The following is a 9,708-nucleotide window of genomic DNA, read 5'->3' as shown; positions in this document are numbered from 1 at the left end:
ATCGGCGTGCTTTATACCTACTTTACTGGTAGCTATAATCTACTCGGTTTTATTCCTACCGAAAGCCTAAAATCGAGCTATGGTTTCTTGATTGGTTCGATATTTTCGGGCGTTGTAGGTACTGGTTTTTACCCACTCATGGGCAATAGAGTTTGGTGCAGATTTGGTTGCCCGCTGGCGGCTTATCTTGGAATAATACAAAGATTCAAATCGAAGTTTAGAATCACAACCAATGGTGGGCAATGTATTTCGTGTGGCAACTGCTCAACGCACTGCGAAATGGGAATAGATGTACGTGCTTACGCCCAAAAAGGACAAGACATCGTGCGTTCGTCGTGTGTAGGATGTGGAGTTTGTTCGGCAGTTTGTCCACGTGGCGTTTTAAATCTCGAAAATGCCGAAACTGGTAGTCGAGTAATGATTGCTCCTGATGTGTTGTTGGGAAATTTGATGGAGAAATAGAAAATGACTCTCATCCATTTACATAGTTTCCAAATATATTGGTAGTTCGTATTTTGTGTGTAATATTAATATAATTATAGTTATTATAAAAAAAATCTATTTTATATGTTGTAAATTACAACATTTATGTTAAATTTGGTTTTACGACAATACTTATAACCAAATTTACCAATGAAACGCTTTATGCTGTTCCTCTGGGTTTATCTCGGAGGATTATCTTCTATTTTTGCACAGCAAGTGCTTCTTCAAGGTTTTTATTGGGATTACCCAAAGACAGGACAAGGCTATAATTGGTCTGATACCCTTAAAAGTAAAGCCCCCGAACTTTCTGCCGCAGGCTTCACGCACATTTGGTTTCCTCCGTTTGCAGGTAATGGCAATAAATCGGGTGGCTATGACCCTAAAGATTTGTTTATTGGCCAAAACTCCACCCAAACATCGCTTGGCACCAAGCAAGAAATCAAAGATATGGTTGCCACCTTCATGGCAAATAATCTCAAGCCGGTGGGCGATATGGTGTATAATCATCGTGATGGAGGAAACCCCGAAGCCAATAATGCAGTAAAAGAATATATGTTGTTTTATGCAGGGCGAAACGATGGATTTTGCCCTGGTACTTCTTATAAATCACCGTTTCCATCTGACCGTGTGCGAATGATTATTCCGATTGGTGGTTCAACTGGTTTAGGTACTGGTACATACTACGTAAGTATTGGCTCACGCTCAGGAGGATATGTTGGCAAGAAAATTATGTTTTTTGCCACGACCACTAAGGCAGGTGGCGGACAAGCATGGGAGTTTGTGAATGGTTGTAGCCCGAGGAATACGGCTATAACGGTTAGTAACGATATTGCTGCTTCGGGTGCTGAGTATGTAGCGAATTTGAAGCAGGGCTACTGGAATACGTTTGATTTTACGAATGACATTGATGAATTTAAGATAACGCTCAATGCTACCGACTTTAATGCAACGGGCGATACACTGGTGATTCAAGCAATAAATCTATGTGGTGATTATACTGACCATAGAATTTCGAAAATTTGGTACACAGGTCAAAATACTGATATTGCCAATCCATCAAATTGGAATTCAGCGGCCTACAAAGTTCAGTTTCAGACTTATACTGATTTTACTGGCCTGCCGAGTGGACGTGGTGGGAGTAACTGGAAATCATTCAGACCCAACTGGAATGAAGGTGGAGCCAGTACAACAGGAGGTGCTACAACTACGTGTTTAGGACCGCAGTGGAGTATGCAAAGTTTAGATTATTTTTACGACTACGACCATAATCAAGCAATGGCTCGTGATACACTTATTGCTTGGACAAAATGGGCTTATGATGAACTGAACGTGAGAGGACTGAGAATGGATGCTATCAAGCATTTTGAAGCAAATTTTATCGGAAAAATGCTTACAGAAATGTATAACTCGAATAAAATTCCAGATTTGGTAGTAGGAGAGTGGTACGGACAGGAAAACCCTGCCATACAAAATTGGGTAGCTGATGTAAATGCTTCGATGAGTGCGGCGGCTCGAGGTGCTATCAAACCAAAAGTATTTGATTTTGCTCTGCGAGACGCCCTCAAACAAGCCTGCGATAATGGTGCCGATGCTCGAAATGCGTTTTATAATAGTTTCAGAGATGCTCGTGGAATGAGCGGTTTCAACTTAGCAACCTTTGTCAATAATCATGATTTCAGAAGTTCGAATCAAACTTTTGGTGATGCTTTGATTTGGAAGAATCCGATTTTGGCGTATGCCTATATTCTTACAAATAACCAATTGGGTGTACCTACCGTTTTTTATCCTGATTATTATGGATATCCTGCACACAATACAACTTACGGATCGGATACTTACAGTTTTGATTACCATCCTACGGGTTTGCAACCTTTGAAAAAAGAAATTGACCAACTTTTACAAATTCAGAAACGCTTCATCAACGGCTCGCAGACTGTGCATTATTTGAATCATTATGGTGGAGCGTTGAATCCCGTTCCTTCACCGAATTTCTATCAAAAAGGCAAACACTGGCGAAGTTTGATTTACCAACTTGACTCTACGGGAAGTGCAGGAAAACGAGAGGTAATAGTAGCCATCAACTTTGATGATGATAGCTTGAAAGTCAATCATCTAATTGCCAATACGAGTCGTTATCCAGCAGGAACTAAGTTTACAGATATTCTTCAGAAATCATCTACTTTTATGACTGCAACTGATGCTCAAAATCGAATTTTTATTTCGTTACCTCCCAAAAGCTATACCGTCTATATACAAGGTGAAGCACCCTGTTTTGGCTATAGTCTAACCAGAAAACTATCAAGCGGTAATATATTAAAATTTGAATCGCCTGATACGATTTCAGCATCAAATTCGCTGGAAAATGGAGCAAACATCAAATATGATGCCTCCAAGAAAATTTTATTAAACCCAGGATTTAAAGTTGATTCGGGAGCAATCTTTGAGGCTTTTATTGATGGGTGTGGTGGCGAGAAATAACTACAAAAGAAATATTACAAGTCGGTACAAAACTATTATTTATAACTTTATGAAGAAGAGTATTATCCTTTTCATTACGCTTATTGTTTGCTCTATTTATACATTCGCACAGCAACAAAACAACAGTGATAGAGGCATCTATGAGTCATATGTGATATTGAGTAAGAATGGAGGCTCACCAACATATTATGATTTGCAAACCGACCAAGCGGCCAATCCGAATTTTGGAGGGTCGTTGGGTGTTTTCGGAGTTGGATGTTCGTTGGTCATAAACGGAGGGCAAAACAATACATATAAATGCAATGGCTGTAATATTTTGAATGGTAGTTTTAATTATGCCATTTATCCAAGTGGCGGTAGTGCTACTTCATTTTCGAGTTTTGTACTTGGCTTTGCCTCGAATGATGCAGGAGGTTGCGGAGGAAACCAGACTTGGAGAAATAATTCGCAGAATATCAATGTTTTAAATGGATTAACCCCTGGAACTTATGTAATAGAAATCTATACGCAAAATCCATTCGATGGTTGTGGGAGTGGTATAATGTTTTCTAGTAATAATGGATCAAACTATAGAGCTACATTTACTGTAATTGCTCCACCAACTTTGCCGACGAGTGCTTCGGTGTGTTTGGGGAGTTCGGTATCGCTTACAGGCTCGTGTACGAATGGTACGCCTAAATGGTCAACGGGTGAAGAAGCCAACACGATTTCTGTTAGTCCAACCACAACTACAACTTATACAGCTACTTGTAAGACCGCCGAAGGCTGCGAAAGTGCAACGAGTTCGTCAGTTACTGTAACTGTCAATAGCGTAAGTATTGTAGCACATCCTGTAACTCAGTTTGATTGCGAGCCTAATAGTATTCGGTTTTTAGCCAATGCAAGTACAACAAGCCTTGGTGCAGGAAGTACGATTATTTATCAATGGGAAAGGAGGCTGCCTTCGGAGACAAATTTTAGTACATTGACGAATAGTGCTACTCCGATTGTCTTCTCTGGCAATACATTACAGATTTCTCCAACTGGTAGCCCAAATGTTACAGGTACACAGGTAAGATACAAAGCAACTGATGGTAATGGTTGTTCTGCTACTTCTAATCCTGCTACATTATACTTAAATAATGTCGGAACAATCTCAAATACAGCTATTTGCGAAAACACAAACTATTCTCTGATAGTCCCAGTAGCTTCAGACGTACTTGCCAATGTTGCGAGTTATCAGTGGGAGGTTTTAGACGCAAGCACTAACACTTGGGGAAATGTTAGTAACGGTGGGGGGATTTCGGGAGCTACTGCTCAGACATTAAATTTTACAGCTATTCCGTTCTCACAAGATGGAAAAAAATACCGCTGTCGAGTTATTTTTAATGTGAGTGCCAATAATGATAACGACGGTTCGATAAATCAAGGGCCTGCTACAACTTGCCCACGTACTTCGGCAGAAGTCACGCTGAATGTAAAACCAATACCAACCGTTCCTGCAATTGTTACTGCCTCTCCACAAAATCTCTGTTTGGGGGCTTCGGTGACATTAAACTCGACTGGTTGTTCGGCACAAGGTGGTACAACCTCTTGGTATGAAAGTGGGGTTGTGGTTTCCACCAATGCAATCTATACATTTACACCTTCGGCAGTAGGTTCAAAAACTTATAGAGCTACCTGTACGAAAAGTGCTTGTGAAAGTGCGTTTTCGACCGACCTTGTGGTGAATGTTAATCCTGTTCCAGTAGCTCCACCAGTTTCCATCAATCCTGCTTCGGCAGTTGTTTGTCAAGGTGCTACGGTTGTTTTGACCGCAACGAGAGAAACAGCTTCAAATACGCTTAGGTGGTATAGACAGGCCCTTGGTGGTTCGAGTGTTTCTATTGCAACCAATCGAACAGTGCCAGTTGGTGAGGTAATTCCTACAGACCCAAATACCCCTGGAATTGTGAGTTATTGGACAGAACAAGAAAATACATTTGGTTGTAAAAGTTTACGCACACAAACTGATTTTACCGTAAACCCTACACCTTCAGCACCGACTGTTACGACTCCTATCAATTATTGTCAAAATGCTCCTACAAGTAATTTATCAGCAACTGCAACAGGAAGTAATGCTTTGCTGTGGTATGGTACGAGTTCAACGGGCGGTGTTTCGAGTGCTTCTGCTCCTTTGCCAACCTCAACCTCGCTGGGTACAACTACCTATTATGTGAGTCAGAGAAACAGTTATGCTTGTGAAAGTGCAAGAGCCGCTATAAATGTTATTGTAAATGCTATTCCACCTGTTCCGACTACAACTACAACTATTAGTTATTGTAAAAATAGTCCTTCAACATCACTTATTGCTTCTGCCACAGGTTCTAACTCATTGGTTTGGTACGATGAAAATGATGTGATTTTAGCCACAGCTCCTACACCTAATACTGCTACAGTTGGAACACAGATTTTTAAAGTGAGTCAAAAAAGCCCATCACCGGCTAACTGCGAAAGTCCTAAAGTAACGATTACAGTAACAATCAACGATTTACCCCTTGCACCAACTGTATCGACTCCCGTAAATTATTGCCAAAATGCTACTCCTGTTGCTTTGTCGGCCGTTGCCACTGGTTCGAATACTTTACTATGGTATGGCACGAACGCAACAGGAGGAAGTTCAAGTGCTACCGCCACTATTCCAGCCACCAACACAGCAGGAACTACAAGTTACTATGTGAGTCAGAGAGATGTCAATAATTGCGAAAGCCCACGTGCAAAAATTGATGTAGAGGTTACGGCAAATACTACGGTTGCTATTGCTGGTACGAATGCTTTTTGTATGATAGGTGTTTTGAATTCTGCTACAACTTTGACCGCAAATCCTGCGGGGGGCAATGGTACATATACTTATCAGTGGCAGAATTTAGGTGGAGTTATTGCTTCGGCTACCAATCAGACTTACGAAGTAAATAACACAGTGCAATCAGGAAGTTCGGATACCTATAAAGTTACGGTAAATTCAGGAAATTGTACAGCTACGGCAAATATTACTGTATCGAAACAAGGATGGGCAGATGTTCCGAGTGTTTCAGGAAACACTCCAGATATTTGCGGAAGTGGTTCTAAAACTCTTTCTGTGGTTAGTCCATTTGGAACGAATTATAAATGGTATTCGGAAGCCACAAGTCTGAGTCCGATAATTACAGGAACGAGTTTTATTACACCAACGCTTACAACAACGACTACGTATTATGTAGCTCGTGAACAGCAAATTACGGCTAATTTAACTTGTCAGACAGTCAGAACGGCTGTAACAATTAATGTAAGTGTAATTCCTGAAACTCCAGTTATTGTCAATTCAGCAAATAAAACGACATTCTGTAATAATGAGTCTGGGTTTAGTTTATCTACGACATGTACGGCAGGAAATCCACAGTATCGCCTAAATAATGGAAGCTGGACAAATGGAGGTTCGCTTACTATAACTCCTTCGAATTATACCAACGCCACAACATTAACTTACGAATTTAAATGTGTATCAAATACAAATTGCGAAAGCTCAACCACCTCTGCAACTTTACAGATTAATCCTGTGCCTAGCCCACCCACTGTCACTGGAAATACAATTATTTGCGAAGGAAATGCTACGAATCTCATAGCAAGTGGATGTACAGGAACAACAGTATGGTCAAATGGAAGTACAGGTGCGATCTTAATGGTCTCTGTGTCAGGAACATACACTGCTATCTGTAGGGTGAATGGGTGTGAAAGTTCGGCATCATTGGCCCAAACAATTGTTGTTAATCCAAGACCAATAGCACCCATTATTTCATCTGATGATGCAGATAATACAGTATGTGTTGGAACAATAGTTAAACTAACAGCTGATGGATGTACCGGTTCGGTTATCTGGTCTAATGGAATCATAGGGAGTACCATACCTGTTGCTTCTTCGGGCACTTACGCCGCTTTTTGTCGATTAGAAAGTTGTGATGGCCCGCTGTCATCTGTTCAGACAATTGTAGTTAATCCGTTAACTGCTCCTCCAAGTATCACATCCGATGATGCAGATAATACAGTTTGTGAAGGAACAAGTATAAATTTAACGGCAAACGGATGTACTGGATCAGTGATTTGGTCGAATGGTGCAACGACATCTACAATAACTGTGTCTAATTCAGGAACCTATAATGCTCGTTGTACATTGAATGGTTGTACGAGTGCTGTTTCTACAACACAAAACATAATAGTAAATCCAAATCCAACAATTACAGTCACTCCTTTAAATAGTATTTGTAGTAACACTACTTTTGTTAATTTACAATACACGATAACCACTAATGATCCAAATAGATATAGTCTGACGTCAACAATGCCAGACTTTATACCAGTTTCGGATGCGTTGCTACCTGTTTCCCCAATAAATATTATTATTCCGTCTGGTAAAACAGGTAATCATACTTTTACGCTCAATGTAAAGAATAGCACAACTAACTGTGCAAGTTCGCAAACTTTTAGCATAACTGTTTTACCTGCTTTGATTGGAGGTAGTATAGAAACTTCATCAAGCACTGTTAATTGCTCTGGCTATAACGCGGGTGTAATTTCGAATGTTAGTGCAGCAAGTGGCGGAAAAACTGCTTATGTCTATCAATGGCAATCATCAACAGATAATCAAAATTTCACAGATATCGCTGGAGAAAATCTTACTACTTATAATCCGCCCGCCATTACACAAACAACTTTTTACCGAAGAAAAGTAACCGATGCTTGTGGGGTAGTGGCTTATTCATCAAATGTGCATCAAATTCAAATCGTACCTGACCCACAGATTACGATTACAGATGTCGCCGACCGTATAATTTGTTCGGGAGGAGTTTTAAATTTGGAGGCAGCAGTAATAGGTGGTTCGGGAACTTGCACTGCCACTTGGGAGTCAGCTACAACGCTATCGGGAACTTATTCAGTTGAACAAACTGGAGGTTTAAGTTTTTCTAAAATGCTTACCAATGCATCTTCAAGTCCATCAGTAAGATATTACAGAGTAAACTACTCATGTACTGGCACAGGCTCAAGTGCTTGTAATCAATCGGTTTCGAGTCCGGTAAAAGTTACAGTAAATTACATACCGGCTGCTCCAACAGTTTCAGGTAATTCAAGTATTTGTGAAGGTAGCTCTACTACCTTAACAGCTAGTGGCTGTGCAGGTACAGTTACTTGGAGTAATGCTACGACAGGAAGTACTTTAATTGTTTCAACAGCAGGTACTTATAGTGCAACATGTACCGAAAATTCATGTACGAGTTTATCATCAAATATTCATTCCATCACGGTTAATCCAATTCCCAATGCACCAACCGTTATTTCTGATGATGCTGATAATATTGTTTGTGCTGGAACGAGTATCCAATTAAGTGTAAGTGATTGTGCTGGAACAGTTGTTTGGTCGAATAATGCGAGTGCAACCTCAATAAGTGTTTCAGCATCAGGCACTTACAATGCTATATGTGTGGTGAAAGGTTGTTCGAGCGTACCATCTACAAAACAAACAGTTGTAGTAAATGCTATTCCATCAGCACCAATAATATCTGGAAATACAAGTATTTGTGCTGGTAACTCAACCACCCTCACAGCAAGTGGGTGTTCGGGAATTGTGGTTTGGAATACGGGTGTCACCAATAGTGCCTTAAGTGTCTCAACAGCAGGTACTTATAATGCTACTTGTACCGTAAATGATTGTGTGAGTCCAGTTTCGCAGACCACAACTATTTCTGTAAATTCAGTACCAATTGCACCCACAATTTCGGGTAATACCAGTTTTTGTGTGGGAAGTTCGACCACACTAACGGCCAATGGGTGTGCTGGTGTGATTACTTGGAATACGGGAGTAACAGGAAGTACATTAAACGTCTCATCAGCAGGAACTTATAGTGCCACCTGCACCGAAAATTCATGTACAAGCCTTGCGTCTTTGGTGCAAACTATAAGCTCAAACCCATTGCCAACAATCTCATTGGGAACAGTCAGTAGCCTCTGCAATATTGCTACGACTTTTGAGCTTCCATTTACTTCACCAACAAATAATCCTGATAAATATAGCTTGACTTCAACGATGCCAGATTTTGTGGCAGTTGCTGAAACCAATCTTCCATTATCTCCAATCTCGGTAATAATTCCAGCAGGTAAAACGGGTAATCAGAATTTTACATTAAACATTAAAAATAGTTCGACTGGTTGCGTCGGTACGCAAACTTTCAGTATCAATATTTTGCCAGCATTGAACGGCGGAAGCATAGAAACATCATCAAGCACTATTAATTGTTCGGGCTATAATGCTGGGGCGATTTCGAGTGTAAGTTTAGCCAGTGGCGGAAAGTTAGATTATGTGTATCAATGGCAAAGCTCAACAGATGGAACGAATTTTACAGATATAGTTGGAGCAAATTCAACGACCTATGACCCGCCAGCCTTAACCCAAACGACTTATTACCGAAGAAAAGTGACAGATGCTTGCGGAGCAGAGGCTTTTTCATCGAACGTGCATCAAATACAAATCGTACCTGACCCGCAAATTACAGTTGTAGATGCAAGCGACCGCACAATTTGTTCGGGCGGAAATATTAGTATAGAAGCTACGGTAATCGGAGGTTCGGGAACATGTACACCAACTTGGCAATCGTCAACGACTCCATCGGGAACATACACCAATGAGCAAGTTGGTGGATTAAACTTTACCACAACTTTAACAAACAGTACTACTGCCGCAATTACGAGATACTACCGAGC

At 40.6% G+C, this 9,708-nt stretch carries 3 protein-coding genes; all 3 read left to right on the top strand.

Annotated elements, in window-relative coordinates; genetic code table 11:
* The coding region (locus ACOVO2_RS08390; protein ID WP_421769527.1) for a 4Fe-4S binding protein at positions 1 to 462 on the top strand (462 nt) is incomplete at its 5' end.
* Positions 463 to 645: 183 nt separating this feature from the next.
* Positions 646 to 2,961: a 3-coathanger stack domain-containing protein gene (locus tag ACOVO2_RS08385; RefSeq protein WP_421769526.1), complete on the top strand. Its 2,316-nt coding sequence runs from the start codon at positions 646 to 648 to the stop codon at positions 2,959 to 2,961.
* A 49-nt stretch (positions 2,962 to 3,010) separates the two neighbouring features.
* The coding region (locus ACOVO2_RS08380; RefSeq protein ID WP_421769525.1) for a hypothetical protein at positions 3,011 to 9,708 on the top strand (6,698 nt) is incomplete at its 3' end.

This window comes from Emticicia sp., from assembly GCF_049241225.1.
In the GTDB taxonomy this organism is placed as follows: domain Bacteria; phylum Bacteroidota; class Bacteroidia; order Cytophagales; family Spirosomataceae; genus Emticicia.
This window is presented reverse-complemented; position numbering and strand designations above follow the sequence as displayed.